General features: G+C 71.5%; 20 protein-coding genes and 4 pseudogenes. 16 read left to right on the forward strand and 8 right to left on the reverse strand.

All coding sequences use genetic code 11. The features are described 5' to 3' along the window. Positions 1-72 precede the first annotated feature (72 nt). Together OHS82_RS29815 and OHS82_RS29820 are read left to right on the forward strand one after the other, a co-directional pair. Positions 73-654, forward strand: coding sequence for a TMEM165/GDT1 family protein (locus OHS82_RS29815; protein WP_266717176.1), 582 nt, complete (start codon positions 73-75; stop codon positions 652-654). A gap of 171 nt (positions 655-825) precedes the next feature. Next, a complete protein-coding gene (locus tag OHS82_RS29820) occupies positions 826-1500 on the forward strand; it encodes an HAD-IA family hydrolase (protein WP_266718327.1) in 675 nt (224 codons plus the stop codon). Positions 1501-1540: 40 nt separating this feature from the next. On the opposite strand, the gene OHS82_RS29825 is transcribed toward OHS82_RS29820, so the two are convergent. After that, positions 1541-2647 carry a peptidoglycan-binding domain-containing protein gene (locus OHS82_RS29825; RefSeq protein WP_328434928.1) on the reverse strand — a complete coding sequence of 369 codons (1107 nt, stop codon included), beginning with the start codon at positions 2645-2647 and terminating at the stop codon, positions 1541-1543. Between the two features lie 170 nt (positions 2648-2817). Here OHS82_RS29825 and OHS82_RS29830 point away from each other — a divergent pair, with 170 nt between their 5' ends. After that, complete coding sequence (locus OHS82_RS29830) at positions 2818-4857, forward strand: MDR family MFS transporter (RefSeq protein ID WP_328434929.1); 2040 nt, start codon at positions 2818-2820, stop codon at positions 4855-4857. Here the strand turns inward: OHS82_RS29830 and OHS82_RS29835 are convergent. Further along, the gene (locus OHS82_RS29835; protein ID WP_328434930.1) at positions 4850-5455 is read right to left on the reverse strand and encodes a GNAT family N-acetyltransferase; all 606 of its coding nucleotides are present in this window, start codon (positions 5453-5455) and stop codon (positions 4850-4852) included. The two genes, OHS82_RS29830 and OHS82_RS29835, sit on opposite strands and share 8 nt — an antisense overlap. A 219-nt stretch (positions 5456-5674) precedes the next feature. Between OHS82_RS29835 and OHS82_RS29840 the strand changes: the two genes are divergently transcribed. Further along, positions 5675-6385 carry a hypothetical protein gene (locus OHS82_RS29840; RefSeq protein WP_328434931.1) on the forward strand — a complete coding sequence of 237 codons (711 nt, stop codon included), beginning with the start codon at positions 5675-5677 and terminating at the stop codon, positions 6383-6385. Between the two features lie 5 nt (positions 6386-6390). Next, positions 6391-7263, forward strand: a complete 873-nt coding sequence (locus OHS82_RS29845) for a hypothetical protein (RefSeq protein ID WP_328434932.1) — start codon at positions 6391-6393, stop codon at positions 7261-7263. 30 nt (positions 7264-7293) lie between these two features. Here OHS82_RS29845 and OHS82_RS29850 read toward each other — a convergent pair whose 3' ends face one another. Further along, entirely contained in the window at positions 7294-7719 is a 426-nt protein-coding gene (locus OHS82_RS29850) for a J-domain-containing protein (RefSeq protein ID WP_328434933.1), read from the reverse strand. Positions 7720-7836: 117 nt separating this feature from the next. On the opposite strand from OHS82_RS29850, the gene OHS82_RS29855 reads away from it, so the two are divergent. Continuing rightward, a complete protein-coding gene (locus tag OHS82_RS29855) occupies positions 7837-8229 on the forward strand; it encodes a hypothetical protein (RefSeq protein WP_057583091.1) in 393 nt (130 codons plus the stop codon). A gap of 49 nt (positions 8230-8278) precedes the next feature. Here the strand turns inward: OHS82_RS29855 and OHS82_RS29860 are convergent, their stop codons facing one another. After that, positions 8279-8950, reverse strand: a complete 672-nt coding sequence (locus OHS82_RS29860; RefSeq protein WP_328434934.1) for an O-methyltransferase — start codon at positions 8948-8950, stop codon at positions 8279-8281. A 582-nt stretch (positions 8951-9532) separates the two neighbouring features. Here OHS82_RS29860 and OHS82_RS29865 point away from each other — a divergent pair. After that, a complete protein-coding gene (locus tag OHS82_RS29865; RefSeq protein ID WP_328434935.1) occupies positions 9533-11743 on the forward strand; it encodes a bifunctional glycosyltransferase 87/phosphatase PAP2 family protein in 2211 nt (736 codons plus the stop codon). Here the strand turns inward: OHS82_RS29865 and OHS82_RS29870 are convergent, their stop codons facing one another. Next, the gene (locus OHS82_RS29870; protein ID WP_328434936.1) at positions 11744-13900 is read right to left on the reverse strand and encodes a hypothetical protein; all 2157 of its coding nucleotides are present in this window, start codon (positions 13898-13900) and stop codon (positions 11744-11746) included. Beyond that, positions 13897-14352: a hypothetical protein gene (locus OHS82_RS29875; protein ID WP_328434937.1), complete on the reverse strand. Its 456-nt coding sequence runs from the start codon at positions 14350-14352 to the stop codon at positions 13897-13899. Before OHS82_RS29875 ends, OHS82_RS29870 begins: the two co-directional genes overlap by 4 nt. A 118-nt stretch (positions 14353-14470) precedes the next feature. On the opposite strand from OHS82_RS29875, the gene OHS82_RS29880 reads away from it, so the two are divergent. Further along, positions 14471-14905: a hypothetical protein gene (locus OHS82_RS29880; RefSeq protein ID WP_328434938.1), complete on the forward strand. Its 435-nt coding sequence runs from the start codon at positions 14471-14473 to the stop codon at positions 14903-14905. Between the two features lie 6 nt (positions 14906-14911). Here the strand turns inward: OHS82_RS29880 and OHS82_RS29885 are convergent, their stop codons facing one another. Further along, entirely contained in the window at positions 14912-16084 is a 1173-nt protein-coding gene (locus OHS82_RS29885) for an acyltransferase family protein (protein ID WP_328434939.1), read from the reverse strand. 494 nt (positions 16085-16578) lie between these two features. Here OHS82_RS29885 and OHS82_RS43565 point away from each other — a divergent pair. From OHS82_RS43565 to OHS82_RS29905, 5 genes and pseudogenes are all read left to right on the forward strand, one after another. After that, positions 16579-16671, forward strand: a pseudogene (locus tag OHS82_RS43565) (hypothetical protein); the annotation flags it as partial. A gap of 30 nt (positions 16672-16701) precedes the next feature. Next, a complete protein-coding gene (locus tag OHS82_RS43570) occupies positions 16702-17004 on the forward strand; it encodes a DUF5615 family PIN-like protein (RefSeq protein ID WP_443061837.1) in 303 nt (100 codons plus the stop codon). Between the two features lie 2 nt (positions 17005-17006). After that, on the forward strand, positions 17007-17294 hold the full coding sequence (locus tag OHS82_RS29895; protein WP_328434941.1) for a DUF3027 domain-containing protein: 288 nt from the start codon (positions 17007-17009) through the stop codon (positions 17292-17294). A 145-nt stretch (positions 17295-17439) separates the two neighbouring features. Beyond that, positions 17440-17682, forward strand: coding sequence for a hypothetical protein (locus OHS82_RS29900; protein ID WP_328434942.1), 243 nt, complete (start codon positions 17440-17442; stop codon positions 17680-17682). An 11-nt stretch (positions 17683-17693) separates the two neighbouring features. Beyond that, on the forward strand, positions 17694-18143 hold the full coding sequence (locus OHS82_RS29905; RefSeq protein ID WP_157876445.1) for a hypothetical protein: 450 nt from the start codon (positions 17694-17696) through the stop codon (positions 18141-18143). A 201-nt stretch (positions 18144-18344) separates the two neighbouring features. Here OHS82_RS29905 and OHS82_RS29910 read toward each other — a convergent pair. Beyond that, positions 18345-18590, reverse strand: a pseudogene (locus OHS82_RS29910) (tyrosine-type recombinase/integrase); the annotation flags it as partial. 88 nt (positions 18591-18678) lie between these two features. On the opposite strand from OHS82_RS29910, the pseudogene OHS82_RS29915 reads away from it, so the two are divergent. The 3 genes and pseudogenes from OHS82_RS29915 to OHS82_RS29925 all read left to right on the forward strand — a co-directional run. Continuing rightward, positions 18679-18879 (forward strand): annotated as a pseudogene (locus tag OHS82_RS29915) (type II toxin-antitoxin system RelE/ParE family toxin); the annotation flags it as partial. After that, positions 18876-19214 carry a helix-turn-helix domain-containing protein gene (locus tag OHS82_RS29920; protein WP_328434943.1) on the forward strand — a complete coding sequence of 113 codons (339 nt, stop codon included), beginning with the start codon at positions 18876-18878 and terminating at the stop codon, positions 19212-19214. The pseudogene OHS82_RS29915 and the gene OHS82_RS29920, both read left to right, overlap by 4 nt. A gap of 35 nt (positions 19215-19249) precedes the next feature. Beyond that, a pseudogene (locus OHS82_RS29925) lies at positions 19250-19465 on the forward strand (helix-turn-helix domain-containing protein); the annotation flags it as partial. Between the last annotated feature and the right edge of the window lie 436 nt (positions 19466-19901).

Here is a 19901-nt window from a genome sequence, read left to right on the forward strand (position 1 = left end):
AGGCGTCTTCGTGAGGATCTTCGCAAGGACTGCAGCACTCTCGGCGGGGCGGCCCCGACCGATAGAGGAACCTTGATCAGCATCACCGTGACGGCGCTCGTCTTCGGCGTCGTCTTCCTGGCCGAGCTGCCGGACAAGACCGCCCTGGCCGGACTCGTCCTCGGCACCCGCTACCGCGCCTCGTACGTGTTCGCCGGCATCGCCGCCGCCTTCGCCCTGCATGTCACGCTCGCCGTCGCGGCCGGCAGCGTGCTCACCCTGCTGCCGCAGCAGATCGTGCACGCGGTGACCGGCGTCCTCTTCCTCGGCGGCGCGGCCGTGCTGCTGCTGAAGAAGGACGAGGACGACGAGGAGGTCCGGCGGCCGGAGGATCAGTCCTTCTGGAAGGTCGCCGGCGCGGGCTTCATGCTGATCCTCGTCGCCGAGTTCGGCGACCTCACCCAGATCATGACGGCCAACCTGGCCGCCCGCTACGACGACCCGCTCTCCGTGGGCCTGGGGGCGGTGCTCGCGCTGTGGGCGGTGGCCGGCCTCGGCATCGTCGGCGGGAAGGCCCTGATGAAGCGGGTGCCGCTGACGCTGATCACCCGGATCGCGGCCCTGCTGATGCTGCTGCTGGGCGTGTGGAGCCTCTGGGAGGCGATCACCGGCTGAGCCGAGCCGGGCCGAGTCGAGCCGAGCTGAGCGGCGGCGGGTGTGCCCGGCCCCCTGGGCGAGGTGGCGCCGGGGGGCGATTGTTTTGTACCGTGGGGGAACAAAGTGGCTCCCGCTCGTTTTCCCTGACCGGCGGGCGGGGCCGCCTTGTCCTTACGTCTGGAGCTGCCGATGCCGGTCCTCACCGCCCATGCCCTCCTGCTCGACATGGACGGCACCCTCGTGAACTCCGACGCCGTCGTGGAACGGATCTGGCGGCGCTGGGCCGACGCGCACGGACTCGACGGCGACGAGGTCATGAAAGTCGTCCACGGCCGGCAGGGGCACGCCTCGATGGCCGTGCTGCTGCCCGGCCGGCCCATGCGTCTGAACCTCGAGGACAACGCGCGGATGCTCGCGGCGGAGACCGCCGACCTGGACGGCGTCGTCCCGGTGCCCGGCGCGCCCGAGTTCCTCGCCTCCCTGCGCGGCGTCCCGCACGCCCTGGTCACCTCGGCGGACGTCCCGCTGTCGACGGCCCGGATGGCCGCGGCGGGGCTGGAGCTCCCCGAGGTGCGGGTGACCGCCGAGTCGGTGGGCGCGAGCAAGCCGGACCCCGAAGGCTTCCTGAAGGGCGCGGCGGAGCTCGGTGTCGACCCGGCGCAGTGCGTCGTCTTCGAGGACTCCGGGGCGGGCATCGCGGCGGGGCGCGCCGCCGGGATGCGGGTCGTCGGCGTCGGGCCGCGAGCGGCGGCGCACGGGCCGGACGCGGTCGTACGGGATCTCCGCGAGGTGCGGGTGGAGGCCGCGGGGGACGCGGGAAGCGCGGGCGGCGTGAGGTCGGCGGTGCGCATCCGGATCGGCTGAGTCCCTTCTCCGCCCCGAGCGGTGGCTACGGCTCCGGCGGCTAGGGCTCCTTCGTCTCCGATTCCAGGCGGGCCCGGGTCGCCGGGCCGTACACGCCCAGGCCGTCCTCCGTCGTTCCCCGGGACCACTGGTAGTTGCGCAGGGCGTCCTCGACCTCGCCGCCGAAAGAGCCGTCGGTCTCGCCGTTGTAGAAGAACGCCGCCTTCAGGCGTAGTTGCAGTTCGGTCACCTCGGGGCCCTGGTCGCCGCGCCGGAGGGAGACGACGCCGACGGAACCGTTCTGGGCCGCGTCGGCCCCCTTGTCGGGGCCCGAGGCGCGGGAGGCGTCGGCGGACGCAAGTGCCGGGCTCGCCTCGGCCGACGGGGACGCGGACGGCGAGGCGCTCTCCGGTGTCGCGGACGGCGACGGGCGCTCGCTCTCGCGAGGCGGCGGGGCCTCGAAAGAGGCGGAAGGGGACGCGGAACGGCTCGCCGACGGCGACGCGGAGGCCGTGCTGACGCTCGGGACGGGCACGGCGGCCCGCACGTCCTCGGGGGCGGCGCTCTCGCGGGCCGGCTTCTCGTAGGAGAACAGCCCGGCGGCGAACCCGGCCGCCGTCACCACGGCGACGACGGCGCCGGTCGTCGCGACCAGCAGGACCCGGCGGCGGCGCGTACGGGGGCGCGCTTCCTCGTCGTCCGGGTGGGTCGCGCCGGTGTACGCCGTCTCGAACAGCCGTAGATCGGTCGTGCTGGGGTCGGAGCCCGGGGGTGTGAGCGGAGTGGGCAGCGCCGCCGCGGCGTCCGGCGGCGGACCGACCGGGTTCACGCGGCGCAGGGGCATGGTCGCGTCGGCCGGAACCGCCGCCATCGGCATCGTCACGTCGGTCGGACGGGGCACGTGGGTCGCACCGGTCGTGCGCGGGGCGTTCGTCACGTTCGTGCCGTCCGGTTCCGCTTCGTCGAGTTCCACGTATGGCCGTATGCGCAACGGATCGAAGTCCTCCGCGGCGGCCGCCTCCGCCGTGCGCGTGTCCCGCAGGGCGTCGGAGGCCCGCCGGGCGCAGGCGCAGGACGGGGTGTTGTCGGGCGCGCGGAGCGCTCCGCACTCCGGGCACGGCAGTCCCGACCGTCCCGGCCGCCTCTGTCGCCCCGTCGGATCGATCACGTGTTCGGCCCTCCCCTTCCAAACTCCAGAGATTATGCAGATCCTCCACACAACCGGTCGTCCACGGCCCCCGGAACATCGAATTCCGTTGGGACTCGGGAGGACTCAAGAGGCCATAACGGGTCACACCGATCACGATGGAAGGGGTCACCGAGCCTCAGGAGGCATCCATGGCGTTGGACGCGCACAGCCGTACGGCGGATCCGCGTCAGGAACACGTGTCCGGAAACGTTCTCGTCTCGATCGGCGCCCTGCTGCTCGGCATGCTCCTCGCCGCCCTCGACCAGACGATCGTGTCGACCGCCCTGCCGACGATCGTCAGCGACCTCGGTGGTATGGAGCATCTGTCCTGGGTGGTCACCGCGTATCTGCTGGCGTCGACGGCCGCGACCCCGCTGTGGGGCAAACTCGGCGACCAGTACGGGCGCAAGCGGCTGTTCGAGGCGGCGATCGTCCTCTTCCTGATCGGTTCGGCGCTGTGCGGAATGGCGCAAAACATGCCGCAGTTGATCGCCTTCCGTGCGCTCCAGGGCCTGGGCGGCGGCGGCTTGATGGTGCTGTCGATGGCGATCGTCGGCGACATCGTGCCGCCGCGCGACCGCGGCCGCTACCAGGGCCTGTTCGGCGCGGTGTTCGGCGCGACGAGCGTCCTCGGACCGCTGCTGGGCGGCCTGTTCACCGAGCACCTGAGCTGGCGCTGGGTGTTCTACGTCAACCTGCCCGTCGGCGTCGTGGCCCTCGCCGTCATCGCGGCCGTGCTGCACATCCCGCGCAGGTCGACGAAACACGTCATCGACTACCTGGGCACCTTCCTCATCGCCTCCGTCGCCACCTGTCTGGTGCTGGTTGCCTCGCTCGGCGGCACCACCTGGGACTGGGGCTCGCCGCAGATCGTCGCGCTGGCGCTGCTGGGGGTCCTGCTGGCGGTCGCGTTCGTGGCCGTGGAGCGGCGGGCGGCCGAACCGGTGCTGCCGCTCAAGCTGTTCCGCGTCCGCACCTTCACCCTCTCCGCCGTGATCAGCTTCATCATCGGCTTCGCGATGTTCGGCGCGATGACCTATCTGCCGACCTTCCTGCAAGTCGTGCACGGCGTCTCGCCGACCATGTCGGGCGTGCACATGCTGCCGATGGTGGTCGGCATGCTGCTCTCCTCCACGGGGTCCGGCCAGATCGTCAGCCGCACCGGCCGCTGGAAGGTGTTCCCGGTCGCCGGCACCGCCGTCACGGCGATCGGCCTGCTCCTCCTGCACCGGCTCGACGAGCACAGCTCCACGTTCGAGATGAGCGTCTGCTTCTTCGTCTTCGGCCTGGGCCTCGGCCTGGTCATGCAGGTGCTGGTGCTGATCGTGCAGAACGCGGTCCCCTACGAGGATCTCGGCGTCGCCACCTCCGGCGCGACCTTCTTCCGCTCCATCGGAGCCTCGTTCGGCGTCGCGATCTTCGGCACGATCTTCGCGGCCCGCCTCGGCGACAAGCTCGCGGACGCCTTCGCGGGCGTCCGGCTCCCGCCCGGGGTGTCGGCCGACGCGCTGGAGTCCGACCCGCGCGGCATCGCCGGCCTGCCGTCCGACCTGCGTCCGAGCGTCCTGGACGCGTACGCCTCCGCGATCACCGACGTCTTCCTGTACGCCGCGCCCGTCGCGGTCGTCGGCTTCGTCCTGGCCTGGTTCCTGCGGGAGGACCCGCTGCGCGCCTCGGTCACCGCCCCCGACGTCACCGAGACCCTCGCCAGCAACCCGGTGGAACGCTCCTCGTACGACGAGGTGTGCCGGGCGCTGTCCGTCCTCGGCACCCGCGAGGGCCGCCGCGAGATCTACCGGACGATCACCGAACGCGCCGGCTACGACCTCCTCCCCGCCGCCAGCTGGCTGCTGCTGCGCATCAAGCGGTACGGCAGCGTCGAGCCGTCGATGGTGGCCGAACGCGGTTCCGTCCCGCTGTCGGTGGTCATCGAGGCGGCCCGGCAGATCGAGGGCCGGGGTCTCGTCGTCCGCCGGGGTCTGGACATGCTGCTGACGGACGAGGGCCGGGTGATCGCCGAACGGCTCGCCGCGGCCCGTGAGGATTCGCTGACCGAGCTGCTCGGCGACTGGTGGGGACCCGACCGCCCCACCGACCTGGTCCAGCTGGTCAGGGAGCTGACCGGCGAGCTGTGCGGCTCGAACCGGGAGCAGCCGCACGACGAACGGCCGGCGAACAGGTTCAACTGAGCTTCGGCGAAAGGGATTTCTCGAACCAGTGGTCGGCGTAGGGGCCGTCGTTGTACGGCTCGGTCTCGGCGTATCCCAGCCGGGCGTACAGGGCGCGGGCCTCGACCAGGTCGCCGCGGGTGTCGAGCACCACCCGGTCGGCGCCGAGCGCGCGGGCGGCGTCCTCGGCGGCCCGGACGAGCAGCGGGGCCCCTCCCCTGCCGCGCAGCCCCTCCCGCACGTAGACCCGGGTGAGCTCGGCGGTCGACGCGTCCAGCAGCCGTACGCCCGCGGTGCCCGCCGGTTCGCCCCCGTACCGGCCCACCAGCAACTGCCCGCCGGGCGGGGAGAGTTCGGCACCGGAGTGGGCGGCGATCTCCCGGTCCAGCTCGGCGAGCGCGGTGCGGCGCCCCTTGTGCAACAGGTAGTAGCGGTCGCTGACTTCGGTGTAGTACGCCCGCCAGAGCGCCACGGCGTCGGGGGAGTCGAAGGGCTCGGGGGCGATGGTCCACGGTCTCGGCGTCGGCGTCAGGGATGGGGATGGGGATGGGGCTGGGGCTGGGGTGGGGGTCGGAGCCGGGCCGGGGGTGGAGGTCGGGGCGGGGGTCGGGGTCGTCATGCGGACATTGTCGGGTGGCGTTCCTGCCTCTCCGCAAGCGAATTGACCCGGCCCGGGCAGGGGACCGGACCGGCTGTCGGAGGTCCGCTCGGAAGGCCGTGGGGCCCGCGCCGAGCCCGTTCCCGGCCCGCTCCCCGGTCCCGCGTCGTTTGGGAGGGGCCGTCCGGGCAACCCGGTTCTGGAACCGGCCCGTGGGGCCGACACACCGGAAGGCAAGGCATGTCCACAGGAGTGATCATCGCTCTGATCGTGGTCGTGGCGGCCGTAGTCGCCGTCGCGGCCGTCCTGGCCGTGCGGGCCCGCGGCTCGCACGGCGGACGCAGCCTGAAGCACCGCTTCGGGCCCGAGTACGACCGGGCGGTGGCCCGGCACGACGGAGACGTCAAGGCCGCGGAGCGGGAGCTCGACGCTCTCGTGGAGCGGCACGGCGGGCTGCGCGAGCGTCCGCTGGAGGCCGCCGAACGCGAGCGCTTCGAGGCTCGTTGGACGACCGCCCAGGAGCGGTTCGTCGACTCGCCCCGGGAAGCGGTCGCCGAGGCGGACCGGCTGATCGCGGAGGTCGCCGGCGCCCGGGGCTTCCCGGACGCAGGCCAGTACGAGGAGCAGCTCGCCGCGCTCTCCGTCCACCACGCGCACCGCGTCGACGGCTACCGCCGCGTCCACCGCGTCGCCCGGTCCACCGCGGGCGTCGACGGCACGCGTCACCCGGACTCGGCCGACGTCCCGGGGACGGCCGGCGGGCACGCGCCCGGCACCGAGGACATGCGGACCGCGATGGTCGAGGCACGCGCCCTCTTCGACGACCTGATCGGCCCGGCCCGCCACCACACCGGCCACGACCGCGCGGCACAGCCCGCGACCCGGGAGCGCTCCGGCTCCGGCCACCACCTGCCGCGGGGCTTCCACCGCCACCAGACCAAGGAGGGCTGACCGTCATGCCGGACATCACACCGAGCACGGGCACCGGTCCGGAGAACCGTGAACCGGCCGACGACCGCCGGTCCGCCGCCCGCCGCGGCGACACCCTGCCGAGCTCCGAGACGGTCCCGCCGGGCGCGACGAACCGGCTCGACGGAGCCGTGCCCCCGAACGAGACGGCCCTGCCGGGCGGGACGGGTCGGCTGCCGGGGAGGACGACGGAGGACCGTGAGGACCGCGGTCAGCCGCCGACGGCCCCTGCCACACCCCACACGACAGCACCCCCCGCCTCGCCCAGCACCCCCGCCTCGCCCGGCACCCCCGCCTCGCCGGGCGTCACCAGCGCGCCGGGTACCGCCGGCACCGCCGGCGCGTCCGGCGCGGCAGCGGGTGCGGCGGCGGGTGCGGCCGTGGAGCCGAAGCCGCTCCGCCCCGAGCCCGGTACGTCCGCGAACGGCGCGGGCGGAGCGAGCGTCACCCGCGGTGCGGGGACCGGCGGCACGGGCATCGGCGGGTCGGCGGCCGAGGCCGGTGAGCGGACGGCCGCCCCCGGTCACGGCGACGGCCCCACCGTGTCGTCCCTTCTCCCGGACGAGGAGTGCGACCGGATCGCCACGCGTCTGCGGCACGCGGTCGTCGGGTTCGTCGACGGCCCCCGGGACGCCGTGGTGGAGGCCGACGAGGTGCTGGAGGAGCTCGCCGGACGCCTCACCGAGGCCGTGGACCGCCGCCGCCGTACCCTGCGCGGCTCCTGGCAGCAGGAGGGCGGCGGAAAGGCGGGCGGCGGCAAGGAGCGCGGGCCGGCGGCCGCCACGGCCGTCGACACCGAGCAGCTGAGGCTTGCCCTGCGGGACTACCGCGAACTCACGGAGCGGCTGCTGCACCTCTGACCGCTCCTCCGCAGCGTCCTCCGCCGCCGCTCAGTCCTGCGGCGCGTCCCCGGCCGCCGCCCGGCGCTCCCGCCATTCCTGTACGACCGCTTCGACGTCGTACGGTTTCATGCCCAGCGGGGGGCCGGGCGGCGGCTTGAACATCATGTCGCGCAGTTTCACGTTGACGTCCGTGACGATCTTCCGGACGAGGCGTTCCGACGGCGCCGCGTACGCCGCCGCGAGCGCGTCCTCCGCCTCCTTGCGCAGAGCGAGGGTCGGCGGCAGCACGGAGAGGCCCTCGCGGGCCATCTTCCGTTTGATCCACCACAGTTCGTCGTACGAGGTGTCGGTGACGGCCGGCAACGGCTTTCCCGCGCCCGGCAGTCGGTCGAACTCGCCGCGTCGCTCGGCGTCGCGGATCTGCTTGTCGACCCAGGACTCGAACGGGACACCCGGTGGCTTTCGCTCGGTCATGCGTCCATTGTGCCGGACGTGGTGGGCCCGGGCGATTTATCATGCGGCGGCTGTACACGCACACTTAGGACACAGGACGCCGACAGGCATGCCGAAGACATCTCAAGGGGAGCGCACGTGCTCGAACTGACCATGGCCACCGTCTCCGGGACGGAAGAGGGCGCCACGGCCGGCATGCTGATGGCCGACTCGCCGAGCGACCCTGGCGCCGTGCTGCGGGTGGGCCGGGACAGGTCCCTGTGCCGTCTCGCGACCCCCGACGACTGGCTGTTCGTCTCCAGGGTGCACCTGGAGTTCCTGTGCGGCCCCGACGGCACCTGGCAGGTGTCGTGGCTGCGCGGCTCGCAGGACGAGCCCTCCTCCGAGGTGCGGCTCCTGGTCGGCCCGCACACCCAGCCCCTCGCGTACGGCGGGACCGTGCCGCTGGGCCGCGGCGGCTCCGGTGAGATCGTCGTCCTCGACCGCACCGGTCCGCGCAGCGTCAACGTGGGCTTCTACCACGAGGGTTGAGCCCTCCGCCGGTCCGCTGGAAGGACGGCGGAGGGGGGGGCGCGGCAGGCTACGCCAGGACGCGCGCCAGCGCGAAGCCGTCGTACCCCTTGGCCCCCACCGTCTGGATCGCCGTGCCGCTCAGCCTCGGATGCGAGCCGATCAGCTCGATCGCGCCGCGGCTGCCGCGCACGTCCTCGGCGTCGCTGTCCGCGTCGGCTACCCGGCCGCCGCGGACGACGTTGTCGACGACGATCAGACTGCCCGCGCTCGTGAGTCTCAGCGCCCACTCCAGATAGTGCACGTTGTTGGCCTTGTCGGCGTCGATGAAGACCAGGTCGAACGGGGGCGGGTTCTCGTCCGCCAGCCGCGGCAGCAACTCCAGCGCCGCGCCGACCCGCACCTCGACCGCCTTGTCGAGGCCCGCGCGGGCGATGTTGCGGACGGCGACCTCCGCATGCTGGGGGTCGTACTCCAGGGAGATCAGCCGGCCGTCGGCGGGCAGTGCGCGGGCCAGCCAGATCGTGCTGTAACCGCCGAGTGTGCCGATCTCCAGGATCTGCCGGGCCCCCTGCACCTCGGCCAGGAGCTGCAGAAGTTTGCCCTGGTTCGCCGTCACACTGATGTGCGGCAGCCCGGCGGCGTCGCTGTCCCGCAGCGCGGCCGCCATCACCTCGTCGTCGGGGGCGAGACGGCCGGTGAAGTAGGCGTCCACGGCGTCCCAGACCTGCGACTCGCTCATGCGCTCAGCCTCTCGTGTGCCTGACATGCCGGGTGGCATGCCGGTGACAAATGGTTAGACGCGCTAATAAGCCGTGTCAACGACGCCCGCCGCGGACGACGTCCTTCCGCCCGCGCCGCACGGCTCCACGCGGCTGAATTCACCCTTTCGGAGCAGGGGGAGCGGCCGACTGTCCGAGGGGCTGCCCCGGGGACTGTACGAGGTGCCGCCCGAGGCATCGCCCGCGGTGCCGCCTCGGGTGCTGCCCGCGTGCGGTCGTGGCGCGAGGCGGCGGAAGTGCCGCTGTAAACACACCACCCCCCGCATCACCCCAGCACTCTCCGTAGCCCCCACACCCCATGGGGTGCCACGAAGGTGCGGCGTGAGGCCCCTTTCTCGTTCGCGCGGCGATCCGGATCCCGCGCCTCGCGGAGGCGACCGGTCCGCTGGACGCACTATCCTCTACCGGGCAAAAGGAGAGAAATCGTCGGATGAAGAGGGGGCCGACGTCTTCGTGTGTGTGGGGGGAGACGTGCGCCTCAGGAGAGGCGCCGGACGATCCCGCGCAGCGCGCGTGGACGAACGGGCGGGAGGCCACAGAGCGTGGCGAATGCGGAACACAGCGGGCGGACGTCGGATCGCTTCGCACCGGCGGCCGGCAGCACCGACCCGGCCGGGGCGCGGCTGCGCGCGGCCCGCCTCGGCCTCTGGCTGGTGGCGGCCCTCCTCGCCGTACGCCAGGTGGCCGTCGTCCTCGGCACCCCGCGCGGACAACGGCTGACGGACCTGGAGGCCTGGGTCGGACCCGACGGCGTGCTGCACGTCAACGGCTCGCTCTACGGCTCCACGCGCTTCACCGGCACCCCCTTCGGCGGTCTGGTCCTCAAACCCCTCACCCGGGCGGCCGAACAGGCCCTCGGCTGGGGCTGGACCTTCGGCACGCTGCTGCTGGTCGCCGCCCTCGGCGTGATCGCCGCCCGCAACCTGCCCCGGCCGCTCGGCAGACGGACCTCGCTGCTCGCCGCACCGGTCGCGACCAGCCTGCTCATGCTGTCGCTGCCCGTGCGCAACGCGTTCTGGCTAGGCCAGACCAGCATCATCCCGGCCCTGCTCGTCGTCCTCGGCTGCTTCGTCGCACGAGACCGGCGGGCCACCGGCGCCCTCATCGGCGTGGCCGCCGCCCTCCAGCCCGCGATCCTGCTCTTCGCCGCCCTGCTCTGGTTCACCGGCCGCCGCCGCGCCGCGGCCGCCTCCGGGGCCGTCTTCGCCGGCGTCACGCTGCTCACCTGGGCGGCCATGCCGCACGACTCGTACGTCTACTGGGTGCACCACATGGCGGGCACCGGCCTCGGCGGCGAGGCGGACGGCCTCGGCAACCAGTCCCTGCACGGCGCACTGCTGCGTCTCGGCCTCTCCGGACCGCTCGAGATCGGCCTGTTCCTGTCGCTCGGCGCGGCCGTGGCCGTCCTCGGCCTGCGCCGGGCGGTCCGCTACGCACGCGACGGCCAGCTGCTCCTCGCGGTCGCCGTGACCGGCTGTGCGGCGATCGCCGTCTCGCCCGCCACCTGGCAGCACCAGCTGCTGTGGGTGCTGCCGGCGGTGGTCGGCAGGGTCGGCAGACGCGCCTGCGACCGCCATGTCTGGCCGGTGGCGGTCATCATGGTCATGACGCTCCCCGGGGACATGCTGCTGCCCCACACGGCGGCCCTGCACCCGCTGCGCGACAACGCGGTGCTGCTGGCCGCGGTCGCCGCCGCCACGGTCGTCCCGTTCCTGCCGCGGACGTCTCCCTGCTACCGGGCGCCGATTCCGGCGGAGCACGTCCCGCCGGTCCCCGCGCGCTGGGCGCACGTGCCGCTGCTGCCGTTCCTCAGACGCCTCCCGACCCGCCCCAACCTACTGCTGGAGCTGCTGCTGATCCGTGTCACGTACGCGGCCTACCAGCAGGTCCGGCTGGCGGCGACCGGCGGCACGAACTCGGGCGGCCGGGCGCGCGCGGAGACGCACGCACAGCAGATCCTCGACATCGAGCGGTTCCTGCACCTCGACGTGGAGCGCACGGTCAACCACTGGGTGACGGGCGTCGACCGGCTGCGCGACTTCTTCGACTTCTACTACACGTCCTTCCACTTCGCCGTCCCGCTGACGGTCCTCGCGGTGCTGTACGTGCGCCGTCCGGCCGACTACCGCTGGGCCCGCGCGTCCCTCGGCTTCGCGACCCTGCTGGCCCTGGTCGGCTTCTGGCTCTACCCGCTGGCCCCGCCCCGCCTGATGCCCGGCCTCGGCGTCATCGACACGGTGCACGGCGTCCAGGACTTCTCCAAGCCGGACTACGGCACCCTCACCGCGCTGACCAACCAGTACGCGGCGATGCCGTCCCTGCACTTCGGCTGGTCCCTGTGGTGCGGGCTGGTCATCGCGATCGTCGCCCGCAGACGGTGGGTGAAGGCCCTCGGCCTGCTGCACCCGCTCCTCACCGTCGCGTCCATCGTGGCCACCGGCAACCACTGGGTGCTGGACGCGGCCGGTGGCGCGGCGGTGGTGCTGGCCGGGTTCGGCCTGTCCTACCTGCTGATGGGCCCCCGCGCGCAGTCCGTGACGGCGGCGGGGGCGAAGGCGAGGTCGGCAGCGGGGGCAGCGCCGGCGGGGGCAGCGGCGGCGTGGCCGGCGGGGTGGCCGGCGGCTACGTCGGCTGCGGCTACCACGGCGGCGGAGGCGGAGGTCGGGTCAAGGGTTGACGCGGAGGCGGCGGCGAGGGGGAGGAGGGCGGCCGAGCCGGTGCCGGCCTCCCGGAAGGATCCGGCGCCGAGGTGATCACCCCGCCGCGTCCCCCTCCCCGAGGGCCAGCCGTTCCTGGAGACGGGCGTGGCGGAACTGGTAGACGGGGCCCGTCGCCCGCAGCAGGTTGCGGCGGCGGGCGTCCTCCAGGAAGTGCACCAGTCGTACCGGTGTGCCCTCCTCGTAGTGGAGCTGCACGGCCGTGAGGGTGGTGGCGACGGCGAGGTTGCCGGCGAGGCCACAGGTGGCGCCGGTCCACACCAGGGCCGTCACCCCGAACATCACTCCCTGCAGGGGGGACTGGGCCCAGGCCACGATCGGGCCGACGTACAGCGCGAGGGCGAGGCCGGTGAGCAGCCCCAGGAAGAGGCGCAGCCCGAGGTGATGGCGCCACACGTCACGCGGTCCCACCGACCGGGTGTCGAGCACCGAGGGCCGGGAGTGGTTCTCGCGCACCGGGTCGTAGTGGCTGCCCGTTCCCAAGGAGAGGAACGGGGCGCCGGAGACGATCTCGTACCCGCGTCCGGTGACCAGCACCTCGCTGAAGCCGAGCGGCAGCGTGACCAGATACCACAGCCACCACGGCGGAGCGTCGTCGATCAGCGGCACGACGGGCACGACGAGACAGAGCAGGGTGGCGACGAACAGCCACTGCCCGACGCCGGAGCCGACCGTCCTGCGGGTGAAGATGTCGCGCCATCCCGCGCTCGACAGCGGCTGCGGGACGTCGAACCGGGCGAGACGCCGGGCGATCGCGTGCCCGCCGGCGACCGCCCCGAGAGCGCCGACGACGGTTGTCAGGGGTGTCGGGCTGACGTTCCAGGCCATGATCGCACCGGGCGTGCCGCACACCACCGCGGAGACGATCCACACGGCGATCGTCCGGGGCCGCCGGCTCGTCCAGCCGGGAACATGCCACCAGCGCAGATCACGCGTGCCCTCCTCGGTGAGGCGGGCCGCGATGTGCCGGAGCGTGCGCTCGGCTGTCCTCGCGGAGTAGCGGGGACGGGGGTGCCCGGGACGCCGTGTGTAGGCGGCGGCCACCGCATGGTCGAGGAGATGGTTCTCCACGGCGCGAGCGGTGGGGAAGCGGGCGGTGTCGAGGAGTTCGTCGACGGGGTCGTCGTCGCCGTACACGTCGCGCAGCAGGGCGATGGCGAGCGGCCCGGCGAGCGCGGCGGCGAGCGGGTCGGCGAGGGGGGCGGTGAGCGGGTCGGCGAGCGGGCCCGCGGAGACGGGGCCGGGACCGGTCTCCGACAGAAGCCGCCCGGTGAGCGCCCGCCAGGCGGGCGAGGGAGCGGCAGGCAGCCGGTCGAGCAGGTACCCGGCGGCGTCGGCCGGCCGCACGGGCTGGATCTCCAGCGCGAGGGCGCCGCCCAGCCGCGCCTTCTTCGCGGTGAGCACGGCCTCCTTCGCCCGGGACACCAGCACCAGCCGGAAGGGCGCCGTCTCCAGCGCGCTGACCATGGCCCCGCGCAGTCTGCCGGTGACCTCGTCGAGTCCGTCCAGGAAGAGGGCGACGCGTCCCTGTTCGAGGAGCCGCCGGGCGCGGGCCCGGCCGCCCCGCCCGTGGAACAGGGTGTACTGACGGCTGAGCCGGTCCGCGGCCCAGTCGACGGCCTTCTCCCCGGCGGGGTCCCATCCGTCGAGGGACAGCAGAACGGGGACGGGGACGCGGGCGCGGTCGGCGGCCGAGGGCAGCGCCGCCCGGTGCGCGAGGGCGTCCAGCAGCAGAAGGACGGCGGCGGCGGTCTTGCCGGCGGCCGGCGGCCCGAGGAGCAGCAGCCGTCCCGAGGCCAGGCCGCCGTAGACGGCGTGCAGTTCGGTGAGCCCGCCGCCGGCGCGGAGCCCGGCGCGGGTGGTCGGCGCGATGCCGGGCAGGGGACCGAACCGCGTTCGGGCCGCCCCCTCTCCGGTGGCCGCCACGACCCGTCCCACGGCCTTGCGCTCACTCACCCGCCACCGCACGGGCAACGGTGAGGGATCTGTCAGCCGCCGCAGCGCGGCCTCCTCCGTCCACTGCGCGCCGACCACGCGAGCGAGTTCGTCGGCGGCGGTGTCGAGGACGTCCCCGGCGGTGAGGACGGCGTGATGATGGATGACCTGGACGTTGTGGTCGCCTGCCTGGAAGGCGGCGGGCCCGTGGAAGACGTTGCCGGAGACCTCGGGCCCGCTGCCGCCGGGTTCGGTCATCTCCCCGGCCCGAAGTGGTTCTCCTGCCGGTTGTGATCGCCGGTCTGCACGGCGGTGGGACCGTGGAAGGTGTTCCCGGTGACGGCGCCGCGCGCGTCGTCGTCGGCGGCCCCGAAATCCGCGGTGAGCCGGGCGAGTTGATCGAGGATCCGCGCGCGTTCCGCCTCGCCGGGCGCTTCGAGCAGCGAGGCGAACTCGCCCTGCCACAGCACGGCGTGCACCGCCCGTACCCGCTCCCGGTCCGTTTCGTCGACGGCGTCCAGGACGGCGGCGGTCCGGTCGAGCCGATCGAGCGCCTCGCGTTCGGCGTCGCCGTCCCCCCGCCCGACGAGCCGGGCGCACCGCGTCCGGAACCAGGCCCAACTGTCCGATCCGGCCGCCTGCACCACGGCCATCCCCCCACCGGCCGCAGCCGCGGTCAACGCCTCGCCGAGCATTCCCGTCCCCCCCATGGTCCGTGTGAAACGGCATGCTACAGAGCCGAGTTGGAGCGGGCGTCGACTTCGGACGGATGTACCCTCGCCCGGGGTGAGGGCGGTGAGGGCGGGAGGAGTTCGAGGGGGCGACGGCATGAGCGACGGCGAGAGGGCCGGCTCCGCCGCAGGCGTCCCCGGCCGCACCCCTGCCACCGTTGCCGCGGCCGTCTGTGCGCGCCTCGGCCGTCACCACCCCGTGCTGTGGTTCCTGCTCTCGGCCCTGTCCGGCGCCGTGACGTTCTTCGTCTGGCTCTGCGGCATCTTCTCCGGCGGTCTGGACGTGGGAGAGACGTGCGCCCTGCGGGGACAGCCCTACGACGACGCCTACCGCAGCGAACACTGGCGCGAGCCGAGCCGGATCTTCCCCCTGCACGACAGGTGCAACGCGTCCTACGACCTGGTCCCGGTCTGGATCAACCCGGCGCTCGTCCTCCTCTCCCTCGTCGCCGCGGGCAGCCTCCTCGCCGCCTGCTGGACGACGTACGTCCGGGCCCGGCGGTTCTTGCGGGCGCGGCGCACCGCCCGCTGACGCCGCTCACCGCGCGGCGGTCACGTCCGAGGACGGGCGGACGGGTGCGGAGGGCCGGCCCACGAGACGCCGCAGCCGGCGTTCCGCGGGGTGCTCGACGCAGTGGTAGGCCACGGCGGCGAGGGCGAGGCTGACGACCAGGACACCGGCCCAGAACACGAGCGTGTCGCTGCCGGGAGCGGGCTTGCCCCAGCGGAAGACGGCCAGGCGGAGCACGATCTCGTGGAGGAGGTACCAGGCGAACGACCAGTGCCCGAGCCTGATCATCCAGGTCCCGCCCAGCCCCGTGCGCCGGCCGTCCAGGTCGGCACGCGCGGCGGTGCAGATCAGGACCGCGAACACGGGCGCGGCGAGCAGCTGGGAGGCGGAGTAGGGGCTGTACCAGAGGGCGTCCGGCACGGCCTTGGACCAGGGCAGCAGGGCGAGGTGCCAGGCGACGACGAGTGCGGCGGCCACCGGCAACGACACGGGAGGCCGCCAGCCGCGCTTGAGCGCCAGCCCGGCCACCACGCCCAGCACGAACTGCAGGAAGCGGGTCAGCGGCAGGTAGTCGAGCGCCCAGCTCCGGGTGGCCGGCGGCAGACCGGACAACGCGGGCCACAGCACGAGGGCCGCGCAGGTGACGGCGACCGCGGTCCACACCCACACCCGGGCACGCCGGCCCGCGAGGAGCGCCAGCAGAACGGGGAAGGCCAGATAGAAGAAGGCCTCGTCGCTGAGCGACCAGGCCGCCGGGTTGCCGCCCGCGTTGATGATCCGCTGCGGGAACCACGCGTGCACCAGCAGCAGGTTCGCGACCACGGCCTTGGCCGACACGGCGCGGTCCATGTACATGTAGGCGGCCACGGACGCCGCGACGCCCACCGCGAGCAGTGGCCAGATCCGGGCGAAGCGCCGCCAGAAGAAGACCCGGGCGGGCACGTTCGCGCCGTCGTACGTCCAGGCGAGGACGACACCCGACAGCACGAAGAAGAACGTGACGCCGCTGCGCCCGTACCAGACGGCGTCGCTCAGCCCCGGCACCTTCCCCGCCTGCCGGGACAGGTGATACAGCACGACGAGCAGAGCAGCCCAGAACCGCAGCCCCGTGAGCGAGGGCAGCCGATCGCGTCCGGCTCCCGGTATGGAGATCAACGGCGGCCCTTCGTCGACGGCAGCGGCGCGGGCGCGAGGCGGCACCTCGGACGACACACCTCCGCCCCGACACAAAGAGCAGAGGCTAACACCGCGCCCGCGCGGAGACCGCCGCATGCGGGCCCTGACCTGCTTCCAGCCAACGGGACGCCCTGGCCCGGAGCGGGGCAGGCGTGTGTCAGCTGCCACAGCCGTGTTGGTCGTGCTGTCGGGTGTGCTTGTACTCCCAGGTCAACTGGCCGCGGCCTCGCCCGCCGAGCCGGACTCCGCACCCCTGACCGAGGCCGAGAACGCGGCACTGGCCTCTACTTGAACGGCACACTGCAGATCACTGTCGAGGCAGGGACGGCATGGAAGGGCTTGGGTCCGCTGCCGATCGGCAGAGCTGTCTGGGCCGATGCATACACCGACTACTTCAAAGGGAGCATCGACGAGTCGGCGACGTGCAGCGGGCTTTGTCGCAGAAGGAGACCGCGTCGACGGCACGGGCAACGACGTCGAAGAACTACGCCGTTGCGGTCAACGACCAAGTCGGCTCCGCGGACATGTACAACCTGACCGTCGATGACCTGCACACGTACTATGTGCTGGCAGGCGAGACACCGGTACTCGTTCACAACAGCAATTGCCCTGCTGCTGACGCTGCCGCAGGGATGAAGGAAATGCCGGCCAAGAGGGCAGGGTTCACCGGAAATGGGCAGCGAATCATCGTGGACGAGAACATGTCTCCCAAGTTTGCCGAACAGTTGCGGGGTGCAGGATGTGACGCGCGCAGCGTTTCCGAAATGGGCCTGAATGGAACGAAGGATCCTCAGCTGATGAAATTTGCTGAGAATGTGAATGCTCGTGTGCTGACCATGGATCGCGGGCGTCAGATGGACGGAGGATTCGGATCCCGAGCCATTCCAATTGATCGCCGAGTTGCTTCAAGCGATGGAGTCCTGCGAATATTGGGCGGTGGCTAGAGATGGGCAATGATCATGTGAAGCGCAAGCCTGGCGAGCTCGATGTGATCCATTCTCGATGGATCCAGAAAAGGAATCGACGCACCGACGATCCGGCGTATCAAGAATCCTGGTACGACGAGCAGTGTGGCGAATGCTGTTTCTGGATTCCGCTGTCTGGAGTGCTTGGGTCGGATTACGGTGCATGTGCGAACTCGGCGTCGCCTTTCGACGGGACTGTCCGGTTCGAGCATGACGGCTGTGAGGAATTCGAGGAGTCTGGGCGAGGGGCTGTGCCTGATGATGCGTGACAGGCTGCCCGGCTGACGACCTGTCGGCAGTCCGCAGCCATCGTTGCCAGAGTGAATCTGAATCCCCATCATCTGTGGCTGGTGGGGATTCAGTGGCGTTTGACGGCAACGTCAGCGGACGAGGCCTGTGCAAGGTGGCGGGTCGTTGTCCGAGTTGATCGTCGCGGTGCTGCCGGGTGACGCTGCGGAGCAATTCGGCAAGAGCGTCCTCGTCGACGGGACCAGGTGGACCAAGATCGGTTCCGGCAAGAGCTCCGTGTACTACCGCTACTTCGATGACGGCAACGGTAAGTGGCACTGGAGTGGCAGCACCGTCGGTGTGACGAAGTCGGGTACTCCGGTTCCGATTCCGATGAGTCGTGTTCCCATTCAGGTTAAGAGAGGCTAGGAATGAGGTTCTTGACCGACGACGGTCGATTCGGATTTCTTGTCGCCCCTTTGAAGGGTCGCGGAATGTTCCGGTTCCAACTCATCATCGACAGTCAATTGATCGGTGACACCGAACCGTGCATTCTGGGCACAGCCATGGCCAGGCTGGGATGCCTGACGCATCTGGACGACGATCGGCTTAGTCTCTTGTTCTCGGACAGGGATACCGTACTCTCGGCATTGCTGACCGAGGAGGGGCTCCATGACCGCACAACCCTGTCTATCGCCGAGTCGTTGGACGACTGGTTGATCCACGGGTACGTATACCAGGGGAACGTAGTAATGGTGGCGCGAGGTGATGAGGATGGATCGTTGATGGGTCCTACGCTGATAGCCGTCGTGGCATCTGTCGAGTATGATCCGATTGTCGAGGCAGCTCGCAGTTATTGGTCGAGCGTCAATAGTTCCTCCATTTCGTGATTCGCTGATTGCCGTGGAAAGGATTCAGTGCCAGATTGCTGGGGCGGGTAGATTCTCCTGCTGAGCGATCCGGTAGCCTGGTCCTATCGAAAATGGGATCTTCATTCGAGCGGTATGAATTTCCAAGCCCAACTATGAAGCCTCATTGGTTGTGGCTGATGGGGCTTCAGAGGTGTCTGACGGCAGAAGTTGACGGCAACGTCAGCGGGCGGGGACTGCGCAGAGCGGTCGGTCGTCGTCGCCGTCGGGCTGGCCAGCACTCTCGGCGGGGTTGCGGAGGGCATGGCCGGGGAGTTCCTTGATTGCGACGAGTTCGACTCCTGTTCCAGGGGCAGGGTGGCGGTGGAGTGGCGGAGGTCGTGGAAGCGGATGCGAACGGAGGCTGGCCTTGCGGAGGCGCGTGGTGAAGGAGCGGGTGAGGTTGGCCGGATCGATCGGTCCGCCCTGCACGACCGATTGAACGAAGGCAGACACCGACGCTGAATGGGCCGCACGCGGCGGAGCAGAAGGACGCACAGCACAGGGCTGTCGTGTCCTGGGCGATGCCCATCAGCGAATCACCTACTGGCTGGCGCCCGGCCGACGTGTCGTGCTGCTCACCGTGTTCCGCAAGACCAAGATGCGCGAGCAGGCCGAAGTGGACCGCGCCCACGACGCACAGCGATTGTGCGAGGCAGAGCATGAAGCTGCCGCCGAGCACGACCTCTACAGCCGCGACCTCAGGGAGAACCGATGAAGCACAGCGAATGGAGGACCCGCCGCCACCGCCAGCTGCTTGGTGAACGCCTTGACGCCGACCCCGAGTACGACCGGGTCTACGAAGAGGCCGGCCTCGCCATGACGTTGGGTAAGGCCGTCTACGACCGGCGTAAGCAGCTGGGCCTGAGCGAGGCCGATCTCGCCGAGCGCATGCACGTCGACGTCGATGAAATCGAAGGCATCGAGACGGCCACCGAGCTGCCGCCCATCGCGGTCATCATGCGCCTGGCCCGCGTACTGGACCTCACAGTGGACGTGCACCTCGCCGGTGGAGACGAGCCCACCGTCACCATCGTCGCCCCAGCGGCCTGACGCGGGGAGGAACCATGCAGGACCCGCCCTCCGCGCTCGCCCGTGAGCTCGGGCAACTCGTCCACGACCGACGCATCGAGCTCGGGCTGTCCCAGGCCGAGCTGGCCGAGCGGTGCGGGATGAAGCAGCCGCAGATCTCCCGCTTCGAAGCCGGCGGGACCGTGCCCACGCTTCCCCTCCTGCGCCGCCTGGCTCAGGCTCTCGGCGCCGACCTGACCATCAGCCTCGCCCCGCACGACAAAGCCGCTTGACACGCATTCGGAATTCCTGGAATTCCCCAGGCGGTGTATATCGCTGACGCTGCGGCGACATCGGCGGATGAGGGCGGTGCCGGGTGGCGGTTCGTCGTCGCCGGGGCGGGATGTCTCGGCGGTCTCCGGGCTGCCGAGCGCGGTGCTGAGGCAGTCGATGGCATCTCGCCGGAGCCGGACGTGGGCGTACACCGGGGCGGTGACGCCGATGTGGGCTTGCGTGCGGACGCTGCGGGCGACGTTTCTGTCCCACAGGCGCAAGCTCACTGGGCAGGTCTCAACCCGGCTCATTGGCCGCAATCGGCTGATCACCTTCGTGACGTTCGGTGAACTGACCAAGTAGACCGAGGTCCGCCACTGGGGCACCCGCAGCCGACAGGAACTCTCCGACTGGCTCTCCGGCATCCCGATCCTGCCCGGCGACGAAGCCGTCGCC

The organism is Streptomyces sp. NBC_00425 (assembly GCF_036030735.1).
GTDB lineage: Bacteria > Actinomycetota > Actinomycetes > Streptomycetales > Streptomycetaceae > Streptomyces.

Excerpts from the sequence above, each read along its gene's own strand:
- OHS82_RS29820 (WP_266718327.1), top strand. The coding sequence starts at position 826 with ATGCCGGTCCTCACCGCCCATGCCCTCCTGCTCGACATGGACGGCACC.
- OHS82_RS29830 (WP_328434929.1), top strand. The coding sequence starts at position 2,818 with ATGGCGTTGGACGCGCACAGCCGTACGGCGGATCCGCGTCAGGAACAC.
- OHS82_RS29835 (WP_328434930.1), bottom strand. The coding sequence starts at position 5,455 with ATGACGACCCCGACCCCCGCCCCGACCTCCACCCCCGGCCCGGCTCCG.
- OHS82_RS29840 (WP_328434931.1), top strand. The coding sequence starts at position 5,675 with ATGTCCACAGGAGTGATCATCGCTCTGATCGTGGTCGTGGCGGCCGTA.
- OHS82_RS29845 (WP_328434932.1), top strand. The coding sequence starts at position 6,391 with ATGCCGGACATCACACCGAGCACGGGCACCGGTCCGGAGAACCGTGAA.
- OHS82_RS29850 (WP_328434933.1), bottom strand. The coding sequence starts at position 7,719 with ATGACCGAGCGAAAGCCACCGGGTGTCCCGTTCGAGTCCTGGGTCGAC.
- OHS82_RS29860 (WP_328434934.1), bottom strand. The coding sequence starts at position 8,950 with ATGAGCGAGTCGCAGGTCTGGGACGCCGTGGACGCCTACTTCACCGGC.
- OHS82_RS29870 (WP_328434936.1), bottom strand. The coding sequence starts at position 13,900 with ATGACCGAACCCGGCGGCAGCGGGCCCGAGGTCTCCGGCAACGTCTTC.
- OHS82_RS29875 (WP_328434937.1), bottom strand. The coding sequence starts at position 14,352 with ATGGGGGGGACGGGAATGCTCGGCGAGGCGTTGACCGCGGCTGCGGCC.
- OHS82_RS29880 (WP_328434938.1), top strand. The coding sequence starts at position 14,471 with ATGAGCGACGGCGAGAGGGCCGGCTCCGCCGCAGGCGTCCCCGGCCGC.
- OHS82_RS43570 (WP_443061837.1), top strand. The coding sequence starts at position 16,702 with ATGCCGGCCAAGAGGGCAGGGTTCACCGGAAATGGGCAGCGAATCATC.
- OHS82_RS29895 (WP_328434941.1), top strand. The coding sequence starts at position 17,007 with ATGGGCAATGATCATGTGAAGCGCAAGCCTGGCGAGCTCGATGTGATC.
- OHS82_RS29920 (WP_328434943.1), top strand. The coding sequence starts at position 18,876 with ATGAAGCACAGCGAATGGAGGACCCGCCGCCACCGCCAGCTGCTTGGT.